Origin of the sequence: Pseudoalteromonas sp. R86517 (genome assembly GCF_042466295.1) — a bacterium.
GTDB lineage: Bacteria > Pseudomonadota > Gammaproteobacteria > Enterobacterales > Alteromonadaceae > Pseudoalteromonas > Pseudoalteromonas atlantica.
Genome location: NZ_JAXHCB010000001.1, coordinates 2285128 through 2308171, shown reverse-complemented (window position 1 = coordinate 2308171; position 23044 = coordinate 2285128). Strand labels below are relative to the sequence as shown.

Below are 23044 nucleotides of genomic sequence, written 5' to 3'. Positions count from 1 at the left end.
CACTTTTATTATTTTCAAGATTTAAAAAACTGCATTGATTTAGTTAAGTCATCAGATAGCTGACTAAGTTGCTGTGCGTCTTGCAGTGTAGATTGTGCAGAGAGAAGAGTGTGATCTGCTAAGTTACTGACTTCTTGTGCATCAGTTAATGCTTGGGTGGTTGCGTTAGATTGCTCTTTAACCCGCAGTGCTATCTCTTCGCCTTGGTGTTTTATATCGCCCATGCTTTGCTCTGCATTTTGTAAAATATCGTTTGTTTCGGTGGCGGCTTTTACCGATTGTTCCATCTTCTGGACACTTGAGCGCATTTTTTGTTGTGTATCGTCAGAAGCTTGTTGGAGAGAGCTAATAATTTGGTGAATTTCTTGCGTTTGAGTTTGTGTACGCTGCGCAAGGGTTCTTACTTCATCAGCTACCACGGCAAAACCACGGCCATGTTCACCGGCTCGTGCGGCTTCTATTGCTGCGTTTAGGGCTAATAAATTAGTTTGATCGGCTATTTCGCTAATGCCTTTGCTTACTTTACTAATTTCTTGGCTATCTTGGGCTAAGCGATTGAGGGCTTGTTGGCTTTCGGTAAATTCAACTTGAAGGTCTTGCATGTATTTGGCAAGTTCCATGGTGTTGTTAGAGCCTTGCTTTACATGCTGCGCGGCATCTTGCGCTGTTAACATCGCTTGATTAGCAGACTCTTCTACACTCACTGCACTTTGCTCCATATTACTTAGTGCATCATGAATAGCGTTTACCCGTATTTGCTGTTTTTCAACATCGTTACTCGTTTGGCTGCTTGCCTGTGAAAGCGATTTTGTGGCGCCGCATAGCTCCACAGTACTTGCTTTTACATTATCTAAAAGTTTTGAAAAGGCATTAAGAAGTGCGTTATATCGCGCTGCAATAATATCCATTTCATCATTAGTACTTGAGTTGATAACCGCATTTAAGTCGCCACTTGCTGCTCTTTGCGCAGCTTCGGCAAAGCGATTAATGGTATCGACCACAGCAAAGTAAAAACCTATCATCAAGTAAAACGCAAAGAGTAAACTTATTACAGATGCTGCTAATACTGTGTTTCTGATCCACTGCTGTGTTTGAAGTTTATTTTCAATAAGGGTTTCAAGGGTAGGGATGCTTTTATCAATTAGTTGACTAATACGACTAAGCACTTGGCTGGTAAGCCCTGCAAATTCGTTTTGTGTAAGCTGTATATCATCTGGTTCAAGCAGCTTTTTATCAATGGCTGTTTTAAAAGCGGCTATGGCGTTATGTAAATTAGTGAGAGAGGGCGTCAGTGCTTTATTTACAGATGCATCGGCCTTGGTGGCAATTGTAAGTATTTTATCGAGTTGCTGCTGGTACAAAGGTAGCGACTTACTTAAGTTTGAAAGCGCAATAAAAGTCTCTGGTGTAAAACGCTGATTAGTAAGAACAGTATTAGCGCTTTGCGCTGTCGCATTTATCTGCATGATAAGCGCAGGTATAGGCGTAACTAATGCGCGATTAACATAAGCACTCGCAAGTTGGTTATCTAAGGCTAAATTAGACTGTATTGAAACCAGCTCAAGTACGTCATTCATTTGCTCATCTTTTACATTAAAACCACGTGCTTTTGCTACTTTTACATTTTTATAGGTTTCACCCTGCATTTGATTTGCAAGAATGTCTCTGTAGGTCAGTAATCCTTGTTTTTGCATTTGAGAGACGCTGATACTCTCGCTTAATAAAGAGACTAAAAAAAACAAACTAAGCGCAAGGGGTAATAATAAAATTCCAAAAACTAAACCAATTTTAGTTTTATATTTTAAGTTGCCCATTAATGATATAGCAGGTGCTGCTAAGTGCCTTAAGCTCGTCATACGTTTCTCTTGTGGGGTAAAAGTGAGTCTAAAAAGTGAGACCGTATAAAGGCTAAAAACCATTCAATTATCAATACGCACAAATAAAAAAAGCCCGTAAGGGCTTTTTTTAACTTTAGAGTTAATAACTCACATTATTAACACATGTATTGGATGCTTATAGCTTAGCGAAGGCGCGCTCTGCAGCTTCAATAGTCGCTTGTACTTCTTGCTCTGTATGCGCTGCACACACAAAGCCTGCCTCAAATGCAGAAGGTGCTAGGTAAACGCCTTCTTCAAGCATTAGGTGGAAAAAGCGTTTAAAACGTTCTAAATCACATTCTGTAGCTTGTTTATAAGTGGTTACTTTTTCAGCTTCAGTGAAGAAAAAGCCATACATACCGCCAGCGTAGTTAGTGGTTAAAGGAATGCCTGCTTTTTTAGCGCCTGCTTCAAAGCCTTCACAAATAGCTTTAGAAATAGCTTCTAACTTATCGTGCAAACCTGGCTCACTTAATAGCTCAAGCGATTTTAAACCCGCAGCCATTGCAATAGGGTTACCAGAAAGAGTACCGGCTTGGTAAACCGGACCTACTGGCGCAATGTAATCCATAATTTCGGTTTTGCCGCCAAAGGCACCAACAGGCATGCCGCCGCCAATGACTTTACCTAAACATGTTAAGTCAGGTTTGATGTTGTAATACGCCTGAGCGCCACCTAAAGCAACACGAAAGCCGGTCATTACTTCGTCAAAAATAAGCACTGATTTGTGCTCATCACATACTGCACGCAAGCCTTCTAAAAAGCCTTCTACAGGAGGAATACAGTTCATGTTACCCGCTACTGGCTCAACGATAATACAGGCAATGTCGTCTGCGTATTTTTCAAATACCGCTTTTACTTCATCAAGGTTATTAAACGATACGGTAAGCGTGTGCTTTGCAAAATCCTCAGGGATACCAGGTGAATTTGGCACACCCATGGTTAATGCGCCAGAGCCTGCTTTTACTAATAATGAGTCGGCATGGCCGTGGTAACAACCTTCAAACTTAAGGATTTTATCACGCCCTGTATAGCCACGTGCTAAGCGAATGGCGCTCATTGTTGCTTCGGTACCCGAGCTTACCATACGTACTTTTTCGATTGAGGGTACAAGCGCTTTTACTTTTTCGGCCATTAAAATTTCGGCTTCAGTGGGCGCCCCATAACTTAAACCGTTTTCTACCGCTTCGTGAACAGCTTGCTTTATAGCTGGGTGGTTATGGCCCATGATCATCGGACCCCACGAACCTACGTAATCAATATAACGGTTGCCATCAGCGTCAAAGGTAAAGGCACCCTCGGCTTTGGTAATAAATAGTGGCGTACCACCTACACCGTTAAATGCACGTACAGGTGAATTTACGCCACCAGGAATTGAAGTTTGTGCACGATTAAATAAATCTTGGCTAATTGTCATGAAAAATCCTATTAGTTGTCGCTTGGTAAAAGTGTTTAGCTGTCGCGTTTGCGGCTAAACCAAGGTACGTCTACTTCATATTGCTCGACTTTGTTTTCTACGCCGAGGGTTAAAGCAAACAGTGCCATACGAATTAACACGCCATTTTGTACTTGGCGGAATATAGCTAAATTGTCGTTACTGTTTAAGTCGTTATCAAGCTCATTAGCTTCTAAACGGCTATCGCGTGGGAGCGGGTGCATAAGCACGGAATTTGGCTTACAGTGCGCGTTATAAATTGATTGGCTAATTCTAAAGCCGCCACGGTATTTATTGGCTTCTTCTTGTGAAGGGAAGCGCTCTTCTTGAATACGTGTTTGGTACACAATATCGGCTGCTAAGTTCCCTTCCATTTTGTTTACTAATTGTATTTTATGGCCTGCATTTTCTACCGCATCTAAAATACTCGTTGGCATTTGTAGGCCATCGGGCGCTACCATCGAAAATTTTACGTTTTTGTAATGGCACAATAATTTAGATAATGAATGTACTGTGCGGCCATATTTTAAATCGCCAACTAAGGCGATATGCATGCCATCAATGTTTTGATCAAATCGGTTGAGTTCGCGCTCAATAGTAAGCAAGTCAAGTAGTGCTTGAGTAGGGTGCTCGTTTGGGCCATCGCCACCGTTAATTACCGGTACGGTACAACCGTCTGCAAACTCGCTTACCGAGCCTGCATCAGGGTGGCGCATAGCGACAGCATCAGCGTAAGCCGAAATAACACGCGCAGTGTCGTAAAGCGATTCGCCTTTAGCAAGGGCTGAGCTTTGCATGCCGGTTGTTTCGCGCACGCCACCGCCTAGTAAATTAAAGGCAGTACCAAAGCTTACACGCGTACGCGTGCTTGGTTCAAAAAACAAATTAGCTAAAATAGCGCCTTCTAGCACTGTTGTTTGCTTTTGTTTTTTAGCATAAGGCTCCATTTTTTTCGCTACTGCAAAAATACGCTCAATGCAGTCTCTGTCGAGTTGATTTACCGACAGTATATGTTCACCTTGGAAACTTAACATGGGGTTATTCCTAATCAATCAAAGGGGCGCGATAATCCATAAAAATGGGGCACGCAATCGCGCGTGTTATAGCAAGTATTGTAAATTGCAGCGCAGTTTAACATGCGCTACACAGCTTATAAATTAGGTTTTATTACCGCAAGCGCAACAATAATTAGCAGTGCAATAACCGGAAGCTCGTTAAAAATACGATAAAAGCGGTCCGTTTTGGTATTTCTGTCGTGTTTAAAGTCGCTCAGTAATTTAAAGCAGTAGCCGTGATATAGATATAAAATAATGACCAGTACCAGTTTGTAGTGCAGCCACATGCTGTATCTAAACCACTCACGGCCATATTCTACAATAGTGAGTACACCAAAAACGGCCGTTAAAATAGCAAACGGGGTAACAAAAAAGAGTAGCCGGCGTTCCATCACTTTAAGCATTGAGTTACAGGCTTTTTCTTCGCTCATTGCGTGGTATACAAATAACCGAGGTAAATAAAAAATACCGGCAAACCAAGCAATCATAAAAAAAATGTGCAGTGTTTTATAAATTAGTAAAGCGCTCATAAGAATCCTAAAGTAGGCTGTTACGAATAGTTAAAATATTATTTATTTGATCCCAGCGTAATAGCCCCATTATTTGCTGATCATCTAGCAAGTTGTATACATACAGGGCGCCGCTGCGTTTATCTTTTAAAATATCAAAGGCATCAGCTAAGGTCGACTGGCTGCTAATGCCTTGTAAGCTAATGTAGTTTATATTTATGTTTTCGCCCGACATCAGGGTAAGGTCATACTCTGCTAGGCGATAGCCGTTTTCTTCATCGTAAACTATTAAAGGGGTTTGGCTGTCCATGGCGTCTAAGGTGTTTTTAATTTGCTCTTTATCGTCTGAATAAAGCAGTTTAAAGTCCTCATCCATATCATCCATTATGCCCACTTTTTGTAGCGCCTCCGTTGCGGGCGATACATGATAGGGTAGCCCCTGAAAATCAAGCTGTTGCAAAAATATAGACCGATTGCCAAATACTTGCAGCGCCGTTACATAGGCGGTTGTTATCACTAACATGGCCGGTACAATAATCTCTGGCGAGGACGTAAGCTCCATCACAGTTGTTAATGCTGCTAACGGCGCATGTAATGTAGCTGCGAGTAATCCTGCCATTCCTAATACGCCGTATGTGCCTGCAATGTCAGCACCTGGGCTTATAAATTGGGCAAAAAAGGCCATTAAAGTACCTGTTAATACACCTAGCCCAATAACGGGGCCTATTAAGCCGCCCGGTATTCCTAGGCCAATGGCAAACAGGGTCGCCAGCAGTTTAGCTATTAAAATAGTGGTAAGTAGCTGCGCGTTTTCAGGCGATTCAACCGCAATAGTAATCGCACTCATACCCGAACCCATTGCTTGGGGAACTGCATAGGCAATAATACTCGCAATACAACCTGCAATGAGTAAACGAGGAAACATGCTTAAAGGTTTAAATGTTTTTATGATCAGCATTAAATTTTGATTAAAGCTATAGGCAATTGCCCCTAAGGCCATGCCACATAAAATTAAATATGGGTAATGCCAACCACTCAATGGCGTAATGCTAATAAGTGCAAGCTCTGAGCCTTCACCAAACACAAATTGGGTTGCTAATGCACCAGTTAGTGCGGCAAGCATAATTGGTACAAAAATATGCACTTTGTACTCACGTAGCACCACTTCCATTACAAAAATAACCGCAGCCAGTGGGGTATTAAACGAGGCCGCAATACCAGCGGCGACACCACAGCCACTTAATGTACGCATGGCGTTATGCGGTAAATGAAGTTTATCGGCTAATATACTTGCGCCAGTGGCGCCCATATGAACAGATGGCCCTTCGCGGCCAACCGAAAAACCACTAATAAGTGCCAGTGCACCACCAACAAATTGGTTTACGGTGTTGTAAAGCGGCATTTGCCCGTAGTGGCGTTTAATGCGATGAATAACAAAAGGAATGCCTAATCGGTAGTGCTTAAAGCCAGTAAATGCAGCAAATGTAGCAATCAGTAGCGCAGCAATTAACGGCATTAAAACCCGTTCAAGAGTGGGGATAGTAGTAAAATTATCGGGAGTGTCTAAAAATAAGCTTTGAAAAAACAGAATCGTTAAGCGAAATAAAATAATAAAAAATGCAGCAATTAAACCAGCACTTACGCCTAATAAGCATAATTGCACAGAGGTTTTTGGTTTTGCTAATCGACGCCTGAGTTGCTCAAGCCACATGCTGTATTCTCCGCCACATTTTTTCAGCGAGCAGTTTAACAAAAGTGTGCAGGTAAGTCCTTGTGATTTTGCAATTTTAAACACTTATATTAACAAATATTACAGCAATCACTGAAAACACATTTTGCTATCGTATCGGCTAAAGCAATAGTTAAAAGCCTAAGATAGCGCAAGAGATGTTTGACTATACTTGATTAAAACACTCGGGTATTAGATAATCACGCCATTGCGATATTGAGGGTTTTAAAATGTCTGAAGAATTACCAATAAAGTTCAGCGATGCAGCTGCTGTTCGTGTTAAACAGTTAATCGACGAAGAAGAAAATCCAGATTTAAAACTGCGTGTTTACGTAACAGGTGGTGGTTGTTCTGGTTTTCAATATGGTTTTACTTTTGATGAAAAAGCAAATCCTGGCGATTTAGAAATAGTTAAAAATGGTGTAACCCTGGTTATTGACCCAATGAGTATTCAGTACTTAGTTGATGGCGAAGTGGATTACACAGAAGGGTTAGAAGGCGCACGCTTTTTTGTATCTAATCCTAATGCAACGACTACCTGTGGGTGTGGTGCAAGTTTTAGCGTTTAAGCAATTTACGCTTAGCTATTAAAGCCGCGTTAGCGGCTTTTTTAATGCCTAAAATTCAATTGGGCTGTAATGGGTAAACTGCATTATTAATACAAAAAAGCCTAATACAAAAGCAGAAAAGGCAAGTATGTATAAAAAGCCTTTTTTACCTTGTTTAATGGGTACTCCGTAGTGACGTAAAAACAAAAACCATAAAAAGCATAGTAAAATAGGCAACAAAAATAAGACTCTAAACATACTTCCTCTTTAGTCCCTCAATTAGGGAAAAACGTTATTTATGGGAACTTTTTTACCCTTACTGTTGTTTAAACATCAATACAGCAAGGTTATTCGCACGTTAATTTGTAACAAAGTGCTTTTATCTTACAATTAATTTTTTAGGAAAAAACTTAATATTTTTGGTACGTTAACTTAAATATTCAGCACAAGTAAAGGTTAGTGGTTGGGTAAATTTATGCAAACTATGTAATTAATTATTTAACCGAACTGTTAATAGTATATAATGTATCCAAGAGTGAGACGGGCAAAATTTCACTCTTAATAAAAATAAACCTATATCCTATTTTTGCGGGTTAGCACTGAATAGATTGGTAGGTTGAATAAGTAGCAATACCTTTGCTTATTTAAGCAATAGCTTGCTATTGAGTAATGTAGTGGGTATCTGCTTATATGCCTCCAATCATTGTGTGACTACTGCTTTGACGGGTATGTCATATCATCTAGTAGGAGATGTAAAATGATGGGCAAGACTGTTTCTTCTGAAGAAAACGAAAAGCTAACTAAATGGCTTAAAACAAAACGCCATGAAAAGGGTCATACAATGCGTAGCCTGGCACAAGTGCTAGGAACACCTCACTCATTTATCGGTAAGATTGAAAATCAAGAACGCCGCTTAGATGTTATTGAGTTTGTACGTTACTGTAATGCACTTGAAGTTGATCCGCATGAAGCGCTAGGCTTAATTAAAGCGGATTAATATTGTTTTGCTTAGGGTGTTATAAGGGGCACTTGAACGGCCTAAGCAAATCACGTTAATGCAGGGATGCATTACATATTTTTATGGTAATTTTGCTCTAACTGATAGAGCTTATGCCTAATCAAATATAAAAACACCAGCGAAGGTATTACCATTAATGCCGTTAACACAAAAAATAATGCCCAATTTCCCATTAGCCAATCATCAATAACTACACCACTGTAACTTGAAAGCAATGTACGCCCTAAATTCCCAAGTGAAGCCAGTAATGCATAATGTGTTGCACTAAATGCTCGGTCACATAACATCGATATAAATGCCACCATAGCCACTAACGACCAAGCCTGAGTAAAGCCATCAATTACAATAGCAAAAGCGTATAAGCCTAAATTAGGGCCAACCAGCGCAATAGCCGAAAATGCTAAATTAGACCCCGCCATAGCAACGCCACTTATAAATAACCCTTTTACAATGCCGTACTTTTGATTGAACAAGCTGCCCACAAAGGTAAAAGCAATGGTGAGTACTGCAGTGCCTACTTTTGAAAAAGTAGCTATGTCGCTGTTGCTAAAGCCTATTTCTTTATAAAAAACAATCGACATACGCCCTAAAAAAGCTTCGCCTATTTTAAATAAGAAAATAAATGCTAATAAGGCAAGGGCTGTTTTAACCCCATTTTTAGCAAAAAAGGTTTTAAAGGGATCAACCACTGTAACGCCAAGCCAAGCAATCACTTTAGTAAAGGGCGTTTGCTTAATGCTGGCTAGTTTTTCAAGGTATACGCGCTCAAGCTCTGCGTGAACAGCTTCTCGGTTTGATTTAGGCTCTTTGGCAAATAACACACCGCTCATTAGTATCAACATAACAGCGGCTAAAAAGTAATACACTTGTGGCCAATCTAAAGAGGGGATATCGGCCATGTAAAAAGGAATAGCCCCTAGTAATGCATAACCTGTCCACCAACCCGATGTGGCCATAGCAGCAGCTGCAGTGGCTTTATGAGATTCGTTTTCGCTTAACGTGTCTATTCTAAAAGCATCAATTGCTATGTCTTGTGTGGCAGAGGCGACTGCGATGAGTAAACACAAGCCGGCGGCAATCGCTAAGTTTGCTTTTAAATCAAGCCCCGCTAAAAGCAGGGTGCCAATAAACATAAAGCTTTGGCAAAATAAAATCCAGCTGCGACGTTGCCCGAACCATTTGTACAATAACGGCAGTTTGGTTCTATCAATAAGCGGCGACCACATAAAATTAATGCTATATGCGCCAAATACAATACCAAATAAGCCAATCATACTGCGGCTTAGGCCTTCGTCTTTTAGCCAAGCCGACATTACAGAGCCAATCAGTACCCATGGAAAACCACTGCTCATACCAAATATAAAAATATTGATTAAACGTTTATCTTTAAAATACGAGAAATATTCGCTTACTGAGAGGGTTTTGCTCATAGGGCCTTCATTGGCGTTGGGTGCAACTTAGTTGCACCTCAGTGATTTATAATGGGGTTTGCTCAAGTACTTTAATATTTAAAATAACAACAGGCGTTTTTGGTACAAAGTCGTAGCCAATTTTTTCATTAAAGCCGGTTTCTACAGCCATAATTTTATCTAGCGTGTCGTAACCATCCATTACATTGCCAAACACGGCAAAGCCCCAATCTCTACCTGGGTTTAAATGATCGTTATCATCCATATTAAAAAAGAATTGGCGAGTTCCTGAATGCGGTTCACGGTCTTGATATGCCATAGCGATGCTGTACATATCATTTTTCAAACCATTGCCACTTTCGTTAAATATAGGGTCGTTTTCGTGTAAGCCATCAAGGTCTTTATCGTAGCCACCACCTTGTATTACAAAGTCACGGTCGTTTTCAACATCACGTTCTACACGGTGGAATATACTGCCTTGGTAACTTTTATCCATTACGTAGGTTAAAAAGTTATTTACCGTAATAGGGGCTTTTGAGCGGTCTAGCTCAACCACAATGCTACCCAATGACGTGACTATTTCTACACGCGGAAAAATATTGTCTTTTTGGACAAAACGGCCTTCTTGCGCGGCAAAGGTGCTTACACTAAATAGTAGGCTTAAGCAGATTAAAAATCGTTTCATTGTTAACCTTCTAAAAATTCAATTAATTCTGGGTCCGATACAATGCGGGTTATAATTTGTTCCGTCAACTTATTGAGTTGACCTTCAATTTTGGCGCGGTCATGGCTCAGCGGCCCTTCTAAATTAGCACTGCCACGATACACTTTACTAAAATTGCTGGTAGAGCGAATGACCCGTACGCCTAGCTCAATGTGCGCTTCGCTGGTATGGCTCATGAGCTTTTCAGTCACCTGTGCTTGTAGGGCATGAATGTCTAGTTCAAAGCGGGTTGTTGCTAGGTTAGAAATGCTTGCCCCGTTACGGTTTAGCGCGCTATCTAATACGCTTTTAACAGAGGTTACAATATCTTGGCTGGCAAAGGTTTTGGTTTTGTCCGACTCAACAAGCTTAAGGGTTGCGCTATCACCACGTAAATCAATAACGCTGGTACTTAAACTGGCTGAAATAACGCTAATTTGGCCACTTTTATAAACCGGGTTTAATATCACTTGGTTTGGCTGGTTACTGCATGCGCTAAACACCAGCATGGAGCAACAGGCTAAAATAAATTTAGTTAATTTCATTTTATAGCATCCCACTATTTTTAGTTGCGCTGAGCACTACAAACTTTTTGTTTGAACCTAATAGCTTACAGTTACCAAACATACGATTTAATTTATCGTGATAATCTAAATGACGATTACCTATAATACGCAGCTCGCCACCTTCTTTTAATGTATCTTTTGCTTGTTTAAACATTTGCCACGCAATGTGGTCTGTAACCGCTTGGGCTTGGTGAAATGGAGGGTTACACAACACCATATCCACACTGTCTCTTGCAAAGCCGGTTAAACAATCGTTTTCTATAAATTGGCAATCATCAAATTTATTTGCTTGGTTAAGTTCTACATTTAAACGTGCAGATTCGACCGCCATGTACGACTCATCAACAAAGGTTACCGACGCATTTGGACAGCGTGATAACGTCATTAAACCCACCACACCATTACCACAACCTAAGTCGATAATGCTTTTTGCTTTTGAGGTTTGCGGCAAGTAATTAAAAAAGAACCGTGCACCTATATCTAACGAATCGCGCGAAAACACATTGGCATGGTTCGTTATATTAAAATCAGTGCCTTCAAGCTGCCAACTTACCGGGAAGTTAGCTTCTTTATAGCCGCCTTTAGCTGTACTTAATATTAAACGCGACTTTTTAACGGCCAAGCTTGTTTTGGTCTCGCCAATAAATTGCTCAAACGCTTTTATAGTTGAGTTATGAATTTCCTTTGTTTTACCCGCGGCAATAACCGGTGTGCCAAGGGCAAGTACTTCACTCAACTCGCTTAATTGAAACTGTAAAAACCCGACGTTACGCGGTATTTTTATAAGTACTAAATCAACCTCTTCAGGCAGCGCAGATAAGCTATCTAACTGTGTAAATTGGGCTGTTGATAGTTTATTTTCTTTTAAATTATAGGCTGCAGCTTGGTGGCTAATATAAGAATCGTTAACTGAACAAACCGTTAATTCACTAAAATAACAGGCAAGGGCACCAAACGCGTCGTTTAAAATTAGTAATGAGCGACAATCTGGGTGATGTTCGTTAACATAATTGATAAGGTACTCGTCGGCCGAATCCCACGCTTGTAAACTGCGGTTTTTTTGATCCAAAGGGAAACGTTCAAGAGTAAATGTTTTATCGCCTAGCTGGGCTTGCGTCGTCATAATGGTTTGTTGATCAGTAATCTAATGTAGGTAAATTCTAACATGCAACGGCAAAACGCCAACCCCCAACAGTTACCAAACGGCTTTTCTTATCAAAGTAAGGCGCTTAGTGCGCAAAAAAGCCTCGATTTATTTTATTATTTACAAAAAAATCTTAATTGGCAGCAGCCTAATGTCACTGTGTATGGCAGAACAGGGCCCATTCCACGTTTGCAATGTTTTATGAGCGACTTAAATATTGAATATGGTTACTCACACAGTAAACAAATAGTAGAGCCGTGGGATGAGGTGCTTTTAGCAATGCGAAAACGTTTAGAGCGACATTTAAATAAGCCGCTTAATTCGTTATTAGTCAATTATTACCGTGATGGTAACGACACCATGGGCTGGCACAGTGATGATGAAATAGAGCTAGGCTCTGAGCCTACCATTGTATGTATATCGCTTGGTGCTGAGCGCGTACTCAAATTAAAACAAAAAGCCACCAATAAAGTCACCGACTTAAAATTACAAAGCGGCAGTTGTTTAGTGATGAGTGGGCATAGTCAGCGCGACTACCAGCACGCAATCCCAAAACAAACTACGCTTGCTCACCCACGGATCAGCTTAACGTACCGCTTTATTGAGCACATTAAACAAAAGCAATTTAGTTAGTTAAATTAACTTGTTATAGTAGCTGCACAAATCAGTGACTAAATATGGTGTTTTAATGTCAATGCAACAACAAATTCAAGACAAGCTTAGTAGCGCGATTGCCTGTAAGCATTTAAACGTAATTAACGAAAGCCATATGCATAGCGCCGGTACTGAGTCGCATTTTAAAGTAATTGTGGTAAGTGAAGAGTTTGCGGGTAAGCGATTACTACAGCGCCACCGCCAAATTAACGAAGTACTAAAAGATGAGCTAGCAAATCACATTCATGCCTTAGCGATTCATACGTACACGCCAGATGAATTTTCAGAGCAAGGTGGCGAAGCACCTGACTCTCCAAATTGTATGGGCGGCTCAAAGCTAAATTAACCACAATGTAGGTTAGCCAATATAAATAGGGGTATTTGGTCAGGTTTAACTGATCAGATCAGTGTTTTTAGTATTAGCCTTTAAACTAGCGCTAATTTTTATTGTAAAAGATATAGGATGATCAATGGTCATTAAGCCTAAAATTCGTGGATTTATTTGTACTAACGCACACCCTGTAGGTTGTGCAGAGCATGTTCAAGAGCAAATTAACTATGTAAAACAACAAGGCGAATTAAAAGATGCGCCTAAAAATGTACTCGTAATCGGTGCATCTACTGGCTACGGCTTAGCGTCTCGTATTACGGCGGCATTTGGCGGTGGGGCTAAAACACTGGGTATTTTCTTTGAAAAAGAAGGTACAGAGCGTAAAACAGGTTCTGCTGGTTGGTACAATACAGCAGCATTTCAAGACGCTGCAGATGAAGCTGGGCTTTGGTCAAAAAATATTAATGGCGATGCGTTTTCTAACGAAATTAAGCAAAAAGCAATCGAGACAATCAAAGCAGATTTAGGCAAAGTAGACTGTATTATTTACAGCTTAGCATCGCCTCGTCGTACCGATCCAAATACAGGTGAGGTGTATTCATCTACACTTAAACCTATTGGCAGTGCTGTAACTACAAAAAACTTAAATACGTCAAAGCGCGAAATTGACGAAGTAACAGTAGAAGCCGCAAGCCAAGATGACATCGACAACACCATTAAAGTGATGGGCGGTGAAGATTGGGAAATGTGGATTGATGCATTAAAAGAAGCAGACGTACTAGCCGATAACTTTAAAACCACGGCTTATACTTATATAGGTAAAGAGTTAACGTGGCCAATCTACGGGCACGCAACTATAGGTAAAGCAAAAGAAGATTTAGACCGAGCAACTGCTGCAATTAAAGAATCGACAAAAGATTTAAATGGTCAAGCCTATGTGTCGTCGTTAAATGCTGTTGTTACTCAGGCAAGCTCTGCTATTCCTATTATGCCGCTATATATCTCTGCTTTATTTAAAGTAATGAAAGCCGATGGCACTTATGAAGGCACCATTGAGCAAATTCATGCTTTATTTAGCGAAAACCTATACGGTGAAAACCCACGCTTTGACGAGGGCGGCCACTTATTCCAAAACTACAAAGAGCTAGAAGACGATGTACAAGCACGTGTGCAAGCTGTTTGGGATAAAGTAGATACGAGCTCAATTGATGAGCTAACCGATTATGTAGGCTACCATAACGAATTTTTACGTTTATTTGGTTTTGGCATTGACGCTGTTGACTATGAGCAAGATGTAGATGCAGTGAAGCCAATTGCAAACATGATTGACTAATCATACTTTGTAATTATAAAAAGTCGCTTATTGCGGCTTTTTTGCTTTTAGTGTTTTAGATATTTTGTGGCAGTTAGGTGCTTAGGCTACCACTTTGGTCTACCTTGATTTTTATTTAAAACACTTAACAAAACTAAATAAGCGTTTCTGTCGTATAATTTTCATAAATACACTCGCATAGTCGTACATAATGATGTTAAAATCGAAGCAATATGTGAGGAGTTTTACTGCGTTGCTTGTTTGATATTCCTAGCAAGTTGTTCTTTTGTACCTTGATATATCTTGGATAACTCAAGTGGCGACGTGGTTGATACGATTTTTCAGTTTCTTTCCGTTAATTAATGCAAGTGCGTATGATCAACATAAAAAAAGGTCTGGATTTACCCATAGAGGGCGCGCCTCAGCAAGTTATTCATGATGGCTCTGCCATCAAACGTGTAGCTGTGCTAGGTGAAGAGTTTATCGGTATGCGTCCAACCATGCATGTTCGTGTGGATGACCAAGTCAAAAAAGGCCAGGTACTTTTTGAAGACAAAAAGAACCCAGGCGTCCTATTTACTGCACCAGCTTCTGGTACAGTAAAAGAAATTAATCGTGGTGCTAAACGTGTGCTGCAATCTGTTGTTATTGAAGTAAACGGCAGTGAGCAAATCACCTTTGACTCTTTCAATGCAGATGAGCTTGCAAGCTTATCACGTGAAAAAGCCAAAGAAGTACTTGTTCAGTCAGGTCAATGGACAGCACTTCGTGCTCGCCCATTTAGCAAAATAGCTGCGTTGGATGCAAATCCTAGCTCTATATTTGTAACCGCTATCGACACAAACCCTCTTGCTGCAGATCCTGCAGTAATTATTGCCGAAAATGCAGCTGCATTTGAAGCGGGTCTTGCTGTTGTTTCGCGTTTGACCGATGGCAAAGTATTTGTATGTAAGCAAGCTGGCAGTCAAGTTCCTAGCTCGTCTATCGCTCAAGTAGAAGTACATGAGTTCGGTGGCGTGCATCCAGCAGGCTTAGTTGGTACTCATATTCATCACCTTGATGCAGTATCTGTTAATAAACAAGTTTGGCATATTGGTTACCAAGACGTTATCGCGTATGGTCATTTATTCCTTACTGGTGAAATCAACACAGACCGTGTTATTTCGCTTGCAGGTCCTCGCGTTAAAAACCCTCGTTTAGTGAAAACACAACTAGGTGCTTCATTAGATGATTTAGTGGCAGGCGAATTAGAAGACGGTGATAACCGTGTTATTTCTGGTTCTGTTTTATCTGGCGCTATTTCTTCAGGTCCTCATGCATTCTTAGGTCGCTACCACGTTCAAGTATCTGTTTTACTTGAAGGTCGCGAAAAAGAGCTGTTTGGTTGGATTGCACCAGGTAGTGATAAATTCTCTGTAACGCGTACATTCCTTTCTCACCTTGCACCGAGTCGTTTATTTAAAATGACAACGTCTACAGGTGGTTCAAAACGTGCCATGGTACCAATTGGTAGCTACGAGCGCGTAATGCCGCTAGATATTTTGCCAACCCTATTATTACGTGACTTAATTTCACGTGACTTAGACAGTGCAATTTCATTAGGCGCGCTTGAACTTGATGAAGAAGATTTAGCGTTATGTACCTTCGTTTGTCCGGGCAAATACGAGTATGGTTCTATCCTACGCGATTGCTTAACAACGATCGAGAAGGAAGGCTAAGAGATGGGTTTAAAGAAATTTTTAGAAGACATTGAGCCGCATTTTGAACCAGGTGGTAAACACGAAAAATGGTACGCCCTGTATGAAGCAGCCGCGACTATTTTTTACACGCCAGGTTATGTAAATAAAGGCGCAACTCACGTTCGCGATAATATCGACCTAAAACGCATGATGATTTTAGTGTGGATGGCGACGTTCCCAGCTATGTTTTTTGGTATGTTCAACATCGGTCATCAGGCCGCAGGTGCTTTAGCACAAGGTTTTGAACTAGCAAACTCTTGGCAGGTTGGCTTGTTCCAGTTATTTGGTGGTGAATTAACCGCTGAGTCGGGCTGGGGCGCTAAAATGTTCTACGGGGCATGTTTCTTCTTACCAATATACGCCGTTACTTTTGCAGTAGGTGGTTTTTGGGAAGTACTGTTTGCTTCTGTGCGTAAGCATGAAGTTAACGAAGGTTTCTTCGTAACCTCTGTATTATTTGCACTTATTTTGCCTGCGACTATTCCTTTATGGCAAGTGGCGTTAGGTATTACGTTTGGTGTTGTTATTGCTAAAGAAATCTTTGGTGGTACAGGCCGTAACTTCTTAAACCCTGCATTAGCGGGCCGTGCGTTTTTATTCTTCGCATACCCTGCACAAATTTCAGGTGACACAGTATGGACTGCAGTAGACTCGTTCTCTGGTGCAACTATGCTAGGTCAAGCGTTTGTAGGCACTCTTGATTACAGCAACATGGAGCTATGGTGGAATGCATTTTACGGTTTCATTCAAGGTTCTGTAGGAGAGACATCTACACTTGCTGTGCTTATTGGTGGCTTATTCTTAATTTACGTTCGCATCGCTTCTTGGCGCATTGTACTAGGTGTATTCCTAGGTATGGTGGCAACTGCATTCTTATTAAATGCGGTTGGCTCTGAGAGCAACCCTGTATTTGCAATGCCTTGGCATTGGCATTTAGTACTGGGTGGTTTTGCGTTTGGTATGTTCTTTATGGCTACTGACCCTGTATCAGCTGCATTTACCGATAAAGGTAAGTTCGCATACGGCGCGCTTATTGGCTTTATGGTAGTTATGATCCGTGTAGTAAACCCTGCTTTCCCAGAAGGCATGATGCTAGCAATCTTATTTGCTAACTTATTTGCTCCACTGTTCGATCACTTTGTAGTGCAAGCTAATATCAAGCGGAGGTTGGCACGTAATGTCTAGTAATAACGAATCAATCGGCAAAACGTTAACGGTTGTTGTAGCACTATGTTTAGTGTGTGCAATTATTGTATCGTTTGCTTCTGTACAGCTTCGTCCTTTACAGCAAGCTAATAAAACTCAAGATATTCAACGTAATATCTTAGCAGCAGCTGATATTGAAATCGCAAACTCTGTATCTGACACATTCGATGGCAAAATCGAAGCACGTGTTGTTGATATGGATACTGGCGAATTTGTTGAAGATGCTGATCCAAACTCATTTGATTTCGAAAAATCGAAATTCGACCAACAAAGAAGTTTTGCACTTAAAGCAGAAGGGATTAAGGACATCGCTGGTATTCAGCGTATGACTAAAAACTCACCTGTTTACATCTCTAAAAAAGAAGATGGCTCTACAGATGCAATCATTTTACCTATCCAAGGTTACGGTCTTTGGGGTGTAATGTATGGTTTCTTAGCGCTTGAAAGCGATGGCGAAACAGTTAAAAACATCAACTTTTACAAGCATAGCGAAACACCAGGCCTGGGTGGCGAAATTCAAAACCCACAATGGACAGCTAAATGGCAAGGTAAAGAGTTACCTATTAACATTATGAAAAGCGGTGCTAGCAACGAACATCAAATTGATGGTTTATCAGGTGCTACACTAACTTCTAATGGTGTTGATCACACAGTTGACTTTTGGACTGGTGAAAACGGCTTTGGTCCTTTCCTTGCGAAGGTACGTGAAGGAGCGTTGAAATAATGGCTGATACTAAAGAAATGAAGTCGGTCCTATTTGGTCCGGTTTTAGCTAACAACCCAATCGCATTACAAGTACTTGGTATTTGTTCTGCTCTGGCGGTAACGTCTAGCTTAAAAAATGCCTTAATCATGTCAATTGCTTTGACATTAGTAACGGCGTTTTCTAGCTTGTTCATTTCAAGCATTCGTAACCACATACCTTCATCAGTACGTATTATCGTACAGATGACGATCATTGCTTCACTAGTAATTGTTGTAGACCAAGTATTACAAGCATTCTCTTACGCTACGGCGAAAGAGCTTTCTGTATTCGTTGGCCTAATCATTACTAACTGTATTGTAATGGGTCGTGCTGAAGCGTACGCAATGAAGTCGCCGCCACTTATGTCATTTTTAGATGGTATTGGTAATGGCTTAGGCTACTCAGTGGTATTACTTACTGTTGGTTTCATTCGTGAGCTATTTGGTAAGGGAACACTATTCGGTGTTGATATTATCCCATTAGTACAAGATGGTGGTTGGTATCAACCTATGGGTCTATTGATTTTACCACCGAGTGCATTCTTCATCATTGGTTTATTCATATGGGTACTTCGTACTTATAAGAAAGACCAAGTAGAAGCTAAAGCGTAAGGGGCAAGCAGTGGAACATTATATTAGTTTATTTGTAAAAGCGGTTTTTATTGAAAACTTAGCTTTAGCTTTCTTCCTAGGTATGTGTACTTTCTTAGCAGTATCTAAAAAAGTAACTACATCAATTGGCCTAGGTGTAGCCGTTATTGTGGTACTGGGTATTTCTGTACCAGTAAATAACTTGGTTTACCATGCCGTACTTGCACCGGGTGCATTAGAGTGGCTTGGTTACCCTGAAGCAGACCTTAGCTTTTTACGTTTCTTAACGTTCATTGGTGTTATTGCAGCACTTGTGCAAATTTTGGAAATGGCATTAGATAAGTTTTTCCCTGCACTTTACAACGCATTAGGTATCTTCTTACCACTAATCACAGTTAACTGTGCGATTTTTGGTGCGGTATCATTCATGGTTGAGCGTAACTATAACTTCGGCGAGTCTGTTGTTTATGGTGTTGGCGCTGGTGTTGGTTGGGCGCTTGCAATTACATTACTTGCAGGTATCCGTGAGAAAATGAAATATTCAGACGTGCCAGATGGCCTACGTGGTTTAGGTATTACCTTCATCACTGTTGGCTTAATGGGTCTTGGCTTTATGTCATTCTCTGGTATTTCACTGTAAAGGTAGCGAGGATAAATCATGAGTTATGAGATTTTCTTAGGCGTTGGTGTTTTCATCGCTATCGTTGTACTACTAGTTTTAGTTATCATTGGTGCTAAATCTAAGTTAGTTGCAAGCGGTGACATCATCATCGGTATTAATGGCGATCCAGACAAAGCCATTAAAACATCAGCAGGTAGCAAGCTTTTAGGCGCGCTATCTGAATCAGGTATTTTCGTATCATCTGCGTGTGGTGGCGGTGGCTCTTGTGGTCAGTGTCGTGTACACATTAAAGAAGGTGGTGGCGATATCTTACCAACAGAACTTGATCACATTTCTAAAGGTGAAGCCCGTGAAGGCTGTCGTTTAGCGTGTCAGGTAAATGTTAAAAACGACATGGAAATTGAACTTGAAGAGTCAATTTTCGGTGTTAAAAAATGGGATTGTGAAGTTATCTCTAACGATAACAAAGCAACGTTCATTAAAGAGCTTAAGCTACAAATTCCAGATGGCGAATCAGTGCCTTTCCGTGCGGGTGGTTACATCCAAATCGAAGCGCCTGCTCACCATGTTAAATACGCAGATTTCGATATTCCTGAAGAGTATCGTGGCGACTGGAATCACTTTGGTTTCTTCGACCTGGAGTCAAAAGTAGACGACGAAACAATTCGTGCATACTCAATGGCTAACTACCCAGAAGAAGAAGGCATTATCATGCTTAACGTGCGTATTGCTACGCCGCCGCCAAGAAACCTAAGCCTACCATGTGGTAAAATGTCATCGTACATTTGGTCACTTAAAGCAGGCGACAAGGTAACTATTTCAGGTCCATTTGGTGAGTTCTTCGCTAAAGACACCGACGCTGAAATGGTATTCGTAGGTGGTGGTGCAGGTATGGCACCAATGCGTTCACATATCTTTGACCAACTTAAGCGTTTAAACTCTAAGCGTAAGATTAGTTTCTGGTATGGTGCGCGTTCTGAGCGTGAAATGTTCTATGTTGAAGATTTCGACGGCTTAGCAGCTGAAAACGATAACTTTGTATGGCATACCGCATTGTCTGACCCACAACCAGAAGATAACTGGGAAGGTTACACAGGCTTTATCCATAACGTACTTTATGAAAACTACTTGAAAGATCATGAAGCGCCAGAAGATTGTGAGTTCTACATGTGTGGTCCTCCAATGATGAACGCGGCTGTTATCGGCATGCTTAAAGACCTAGGTGTAGAAGACGAAAACATCTTACTAGATGACTTCGGTGGCTAACACCCATATCAAAACAGCTTAGTTTTGGTTAAAATACGGGCCTCGTCGCACTTTGTGCTACGGGGCTTTTTTTATTTTATTTTACATGGGCTAATTTAATGAACAGAGTAAGCAGTTCTCAAGGCGCTATCAGTATTTTTTTATTAACTATAATGCTATTTATCTCTGGCTGTGGGGCTGATAAAACACCTCAGGAGGTATTTTTAGAAGGCAAAACGATGGGCACCACCTATCATATTAAATACTTTGCCGACGATAAAAGCGTTGATGCCACTAAATTACAGCAGCAAATAGATACGCAATTGAAAGCGGTTAATCAGTCTATGTCTACGTATATCCCCGATTCTGAAATTAACACATTTAATAAATTACCCGCCAACCAAGTTATGCCAATTAGTGAAGACTTTAGGGCTGTGGTGAGTGAATCGATTCGTTTAGGTAAGTCGGCCAAAACGCTCGATGTAACGATGGGCCCGTTAATAGATTTATGGGGCTTTGGACCTGATAAAAAACCAACTAAGCGCCCAAGTGATGAAGCACTTGCTGCAATGATTGAAAAAATTGGTGTAGATAAACTTAATCTTACTGAGCAGGGCCTTGCTAAAACAGTTGATGGTTTAGAGCTGTCGTTTTCGGCCACAGCGAAAGGGTATGGCATTGATAAAGTAGCGCAATTACTTGAAAGCCAAAACATTAGTAACTACATGGTAGAAATAGGCGGGGAGCTGCGCATTGGCGGTGAAAAGCCAAATAACCAAGATTGGAAAATCGCGATAGAGCAGCCAGATGCGCCACCAGGCGAGCGAAAAGTTCACCGTGTATTAGCGCCCGGTACGAATGGCATTGCAACATCAGGTGACTACCGTATTTTTTATAAAATGGATGGCGAAACTTACACTCATTTAATTGACCCAGTAACAGGCATGCCAATCAAACATGACTTAGTGTCGGTTACTGTATTACATCCTAGTGCAATGACCGCAGATGGCTTAGCAACCGCATTAACGGTTATGGGAATGGACGATGCTAAAGCATACGCTGAAAAGCACGATTTACCTGTGTACTTAATGGCTAAATCAGACAAAGGCATTGTGACTTACGCGAGCACTGCATTTAAACCTTATTTGTAATATAATAGCGTTTAGCTAAAACTTTATTAGTGCTAAACGCATATTACAACCGATTTTTTGAAATAGACTTCTCTCGCATCTATGTGGGTTTTGGGTGTATAATTTAGCGGTCGCTCAACAATGTTTGAGCATAATTTATTGCTGATCAATAGGGGCTAAGCAATGTCACTTTTTCTTCTTACATTTGGTTTATTAATTTTAATCGTGATAGCTATGGCTGTTGGTATGATCGTGCAAAGAAAATCTATGGCAAGTAGTTGCGGTGGATTAGGCTCGGTAGGTATTGATAAAGCCTGTGATTGTGACGATCCATGTGATAAGCGTAAAAAGCGTATGGCTAAAGAGCAAGCCTGGAAAGAAAACCAAATTATTTAAGCCGTAGCTTAATGACAAAAAGCGCCTTATGGCGCTTTTTTTGTACCTGTATATTTATTGTCCAACCTCTGTTTTAAATAAACGCAAGCTTAATGTATTAGACCAAGGTCTATAGTTTAGTTTTTTTCACCTATTAGGTTTATTTTTCTCGTTTGTCAAATTGGAGCTAACACTCTAAAGTTTAACCATAGACACAGAGCAAGGCTCTAGTCATAAGCTTGAGGCATAAAAGTTAGCCTCGCTTAAAAGAATCTTTATATTGTGTGTGAAGATGTTGTCAGTGTGAAAGGCAACTCAAGTTCGGTGGTGACTTAGCTTGAGTTGTTTTTATTCTCTACAATTGCCACGCAGTGTAAACCAAGAATCTTTATATTGTGTGTGAAGATGTTGTCAGTGTGAAAGGCAACTCAAGTTCGGTGGTGACTTAGCTTGAGTTGTTTTTATTCCCTACAATTGCCGCGCAGTGTAAACCAAGAATCTTTATATTGTGTGTGAAGATGTTGTCAGTGTGAAAGGCAACTCAAGTTCGGTGGTGACTTAGCTTGAGTTGTTTTTATTCTCTACTATTGCCACGCAGTGTAAACCTAGAATCTTTATATTGTGTGTGAAGATGTTGTCAGTGTGAAAGGCAACTCAAGGTCGGTGGTGACCGGTTTTGAGTTGTTTTTATTCCCTACAATTGCCACGCAGTGTAAACCAAGAATCTTTATATGTGTGTGAAGATGTTGTCAGTGTGAAAGGCGGCTCAAGTTCGGTGGTGACTGAATTTGGGCTGTTTTTGTTTGTGCGGCTTTATTTTTAACTTCATTAATCCCTCTTATCTCTACTGCTCACGCTTCCTAAATATAAAATATTTATAAACTAAGTCTTTATTTTTATTATGTTATTTTTTATTAACAAAATAGCTGCGAAAGCTTAACGCAAAACTTTATATTTTTTGTTGAACCGAAAACTGTCTTTGTTATACTCAGCATCGAACTTTCAGTAAGTTTTGAAAGTTTGTTTGATACGGATCAATTCTCACTAGGTAAATGTGTGCTAGCCGGTTTGATTGTATTTAGCACCTCGTTTTAGGGCTTAC

The 23044-nt window shown here is 40.6% G+C and carries 23 protein-coding genes; 13 read left to right on the top strand and 10 right to left on the bottom strand.

Annotation, left to right across the window (positions count from 1 at the left end; genetic code table 11):
- Positions 1-14: 14 nt before the first annotated feature.
- From SJY38_RS10410 to SJY38_RS10390, 5 genes are all read right to left on the bottom strand, one after another.
- Entirely contained in the window at positions 15-1856 is a 1842-nt protein-coding gene (locus SJY38_RS10410; protein ID WP_377109710.1) for a methyl-accepting chemotaxis protein, read from the bottom strand.
- A 157-nt stretch (positions 1857-2013) separates the two neighbouring features.
- Entirely contained in the window at positions 2014-3294 is a 1281-nt protein-coding gene (hemL, locus tag SJY38_RS10405; RefSeq protein ID WP_377109709.1) for a glutamate-1-semialdehyde 2,1-aminomutase, read from the bottom strand.
- 35 nt (positions 3295-3329) lie between these two features.
- On the bottom strand, positions 3330-4346 hold the full coding sequence (locus SJY38_RS10400) for an aspartate carbamoyltransferase (protein WP_004587156.1): 1017 nt from the start codon (positions 4344-4346) through the stop codon (positions 3330-3332).
- 116 nt (positions 4347-4462) lie between these two features.
- A complete protein-coding gene (locus SJY38_RS10395) occupies positions 4463-4897 on the bottom strand; it encodes a CopD family protein (protein WP_024034304.1) in 435 nt (144 codons plus the stop codon).
- 7 nt (positions 4898-4904) lie between these two features.
- Entirely contained in the window at positions 4905-6587 is a 1683-nt protein-coding gene (locus SJY38_RS10390; RefSeq protein WP_055252948.1) for a chloride channel protein, read from the bottom strand.
- A gap of 248 nt (positions 6588-6835) precedes the next feature.
- On the opposite strand from SJY38_RS10390, the gene erpA reads away from it, so the two are divergent.
- Positions 6836-7174: an iron-sulfur cluster insertion protein ErpA gene (erpA, locus tag SJY38_RS10385; protein ID WP_002958911.1), complete on the top strand. Its 339-nt coding sequence runs from the start codon at positions 6836-6838 to the stop codon at positions 7172-7174.
- 48 nt (positions 7175-7222) lie between these two features.
- Here the strand turns inward: erpA and SJY38_RS10380 are convergent, their stop codons facing one another.
- A complete protein-coding gene (locus tag SJY38_RS10380; RefSeq protein ID WP_004587152.1) occupies positions 7223-7411 on the bottom strand; it encodes a hypothetical protein in 189 nt (62 codons plus the stop codon).
- A gap of 499 nt (positions 7412-7910) precedes the next feature.
- Between SJY38_RS10380 and SJY38_RS10375 the strand changes: the two genes are divergently transcribed.
- Positions 7911-8150, top strand: coding sequence for a helix-turn-helix domain-containing protein (locus SJY38_RS10375; protein WP_004587151.1), 240 nt, complete (start codon positions 7911-7913; stop codon positions 8148-8150).
- Positions 8151-8221: 71 nt separating this feature from the next.
- Here SJY38_RS10375 and SJY38_RS10370 read toward each other — a convergent pair whose 3' ends face one another.
- The 4 genes from SJY38_RS10370 to SJY38_RS10355 are packed head-to-tail and all read right to left on the bottom strand — an operon-like array spanning position 8222 to position 11972.
- A complete protein-coding gene (locus SJY38_RS10370; protein ID WP_004587150.1) occupies positions 8222-9601 on the bottom strand; it encodes an AmpG family muropeptide MFS transporter in 1380 nt (459 codons plus the stop codon).
- 46 nt (positions 9602-9647) lie between these two features.
- A complete protein-coding gene (locus SJY38_RS10365; RefSeq protein ID WP_004587149.1) occupies positions 9648-10265 on the bottom strand; it encodes a peptidylprolyl isomerase in 618 nt (205 codons plus the stop codon).
- Between the two features lie 2 nt (positions 10266-10267).
- Positions 10268-10828, bottom strand: coding sequence for a YajG family lipoprotein (locus tag SJY38_RS10360; RefSeq protein WP_096042114.1), 561 nt, complete (start codon positions 10826-10828; stop codon positions 10268-10270).
- A gap of 1 nt (position 10829) precedes the next feature.
- Positions 10830-11972, bottom strand: coding sequence for a methyltransferase (locus SJY38_RS10355; protein ID WP_273607318.1), 1143 nt, complete (start codon positions 11970-11972; stop codon positions 10830-10832).
- A 42-nt stretch (positions 11973-12014) separates the two neighbouring features.
- On the opposite strand from SJY38_RS10355, the gene SJY38_RS10350 reads away from it, so the two are divergent.
- The 11 genes from SJY38_RS10350 (at position 12015) to nqrM (ending at position 21963) form a co-directional block, all read left to right on the top strand.
- Positions 12015-12626 carry an alpha-ketoglutarate-dependent dioxygenase AlkB gene (locus SJY38_RS10350; RefSeq protein ID WP_273607319.1) on the top strand — a complete coding sequence of 204 codons (612 nt, stop codon included), beginning with the start codon at positions 12015-12017 and terminating at the stop codon, positions 12624-12626.
- Positions 12627-12681: 55 nt separating this feature from the next.
- Positions 12682-12993: a BolA family transcriptional regulator gene (locus SJY38_RS10345; RefSeq protein WP_004587145.1), complete on the top strand. Its 312-nt coding sequence runs from the start codon at positions 12682-12684 to the stop codon at positions 12991-12993.
- A gap of 124 nt (positions 12994-13117) precedes the next feature.
- Positions 13118-14311, top strand: coding sequence for an enoyl-ACP reductase FabV (gene fabV, locus SJY38_RS10340; RefSeq protein ID WP_024034299.1), 1194 nt, complete (start codon positions 13118-13120; stop codon positions 14309-14311).
- Between the two features lie 353 nt (positions 14312-14664).
- Positions 14665-16008: a Na(+)-translocating NADH-quinone reductase subunit A gene (locus SJY38_RS10335; RefSeq protein ID WP_004587143.1), complete on the top strand. Its 1344-nt coding sequence runs from the start codon at positions 14665-14667 to the stop codon at positions 16006-16008.
- 3 nt (positions 16009-16011) lie between these two features.
- A complete protein-coding gene (locus SJY38_RS10330; protein ID WP_004587142.1) occupies positions 16012-17214 on the top strand; it encodes an NADH:ubiquinone reductase (Na(+)-transporting) subunit B in 1203 nt (400 codons plus the stop codon).
- Positions 17207-17959 carry a Na(+)-translocating NADH-quinone reductase subunit C gene (locus tag SJY38_RS10325; protein WP_004587141.1) on the top strand — a complete coding sequence of 251 codons (753 nt, stop codon included), beginning with the start codon at positions 17207-17209 and terminating at the stop codon, positions 17957-17959. The genes SJY38_RS10330 and SJY38_RS10325 overlap by 8 nt, the downstream gene beginning before the upstream one ends.
- On the top strand, positions 17959-18591 hold the full coding sequence (locus SJY38_RS10320) for an NADH:ubiquinone reductase (Na(+)-transporting) subunit D (RefSeq protein ID WP_004587140.1): 633 nt from the start codon (positions 17959-17961) through the stop codon (positions 18589-18591). The genes SJY38_RS10325 and SJY38_RS10320 overlap by 1 nt, the downstream gene beginning before the upstream one ends.
- A 10-nt stretch (positions 18592-18601) precedes the next feature.
- Positions 18602-19210: an NADH:ubiquinone reductase (Na(+)-transporting) subunit E gene (nqrE, locus tag SJY38_RS10315; RefSeq protein WP_004587139.1), complete on the top strand. Its 609-nt coding sequence runs from the start codon at positions 18602-18604 to the stop codon at positions 19208-19210.
- An 18-nt stretch (positions 19211-19228) separates the two neighbouring features.
- Positions 19229-20458, top strand: coding sequence for an NADH:ubiquinone reductase (Na(+)-transporting) subunit F (gene nqrF / locus SJY38_RS10310; RefSeq protein WP_004587138.1), 1230 nt, complete (start codon positions 19229-19231; stop codon positions 20456-20458).
- Positions 20459-20556: 98 nt separating this feature from the next.
- Positions 20557-21588: an FAD:protein FMN transferase gene (locus tag SJY38_RS10305; RefSeq protein ID WP_377109707.1), complete on the top strand. Its 1032-nt coding sequence runs from the start codon at positions 20557-20559 to the stop codon at positions 21586-21588.
- A gap of 162 nt (positions 21589-21750) precedes the next feature.
- Positions 21751-21963: a (Na+)-NQR maturation NqrM gene (nqrM, locus tag SJY38_RS10300; protein WP_004587136.1), complete on the top strand. Its 213-nt coding sequence runs from the start codon at positions 21751-21753 to the stop codon at positions 21961-21963.
- Positions 21964-23044 lie beyond the last annotated feature (1081 nt).